This is a genomic window from Shewanella sp. Sh95, from assembly GCF_001308045.1.
Lineage (GTDB): Bacteria > Pseudomonadota > Gammaproteobacteria > Enterobacterales > Shewanellaceae > Shewanella > Shewanella xiamenensis.
In genome coordinates this window covers 1-1,092 of sequence record NZ_LGYY01000150.1, presented here as the reverse complement: position 1 = coordinate 1,092, position 1,092 = coordinate 1, and the positions used below count along the sequence as shown (strand labels likewise).

The 1,092-nt window shown below is 43.5% G+C and carries 2 pseudogenes; both read right to left on the bottom strand.

Annotated features, from left to right (window positions below):
- Positions 1-65: 65 nt before the first annotated feature.
- Positions 66-761 (bottom strand): annotated as a pseudogene (locus AEA42_RS11270) (ornithine decarboxylase); the annotation flags it as partial.
- Positions 762-820: 59 nt separating this feature from the next.
- Positions 821-1,092, bottom strand: a pseudogene (locus AEA42_RS11265) (IS5/IS1182 family transposase); the annotation flags it as partial.

Below are 1,092 nucleotides of genomic sequence, written 5' to 3'. Positions count from 1 at the left end.
CGCTTTATCACGGATAAATTATCGACCGAAAAAGTGTTTAGATTTCAAGCAACCAGCGATTGTCTTTAAAGAAATGGTATTGGCTGCTTGATATTGGCGAGTGTCGCACTTCGCAGTTGAATTCGGGCATAACCTAAGGCTTGGATTTTTCCGTCTGGTGTGTTTTCGAGGTAAACACCTTGTAATTCTGGAGAGAATCCGGGTAATAAATTGATGCCTTCTTCAAGGGCTAGGAAATAACGTTGTACTGCGCCACCCCATATTTCACCTGGCACCATACATAACACCCCTGGTGGATATGGCAGGGCGCCTTCTGCGGCAATTCGCCCTTCGATTTGTGACAGTGGCACTAATTCAACATTGCCGCGAATAAACTCGAGGTTAGCTTCCTGTGGGTCCATTACTTTTGTTGGGAAGTGAGCATGGCGGAACATTTCTTTTTGCAATTGTTTTACGTCATGGCTGACATAAAGGTTGTGCATTTCTTGGCAGAGTTGACGAATGGTATAGTCTTTATAACGTGCTTTATTGGCGTTATAGACGTTTGGCAATACTTCCGATAATGGCGCATCTTCATCGACTAATTTCTCGAAGCGAGATATTTGCGACACTAAGTGCTGCATTTTTGCCATATCTTCCGCAGGTGTCATCAAGAATAAAATCGAATTTAAGTCGCACTTCTCGGGAATAATATTATTTTCACGTAAGAAGTTAGCCAAAATAGTTGCGGGAATACCAAACTCAGTATATTTACCAGTTTCGGCAGGCTTTGTTTCCTAAATCGATTCAGCGAACAAAGCCCCTCATAATCGTCTAAATATCAAACTACACGGTAAGTTACAGGCATGCCTAGCCCTGTAAGCTTGTTCAAAGCCTTTATCATCGCGTAAGTTTCTCCCACCTGACCGTTATAATTTCGCAGGCTCAATCTACCACCAAGTAATTGCTTTACCCTGTACATGGCAGTTTCTGAGATTGACCGCCGATGATAACCATACCGTTTTTTCCACTGCTTATTTGAACCATAAAGCTGTTGCCAACTGACCGCTAAGTTACGCGGATGTCCGTGTTCCCAGAGTGCAGCACCTTCCC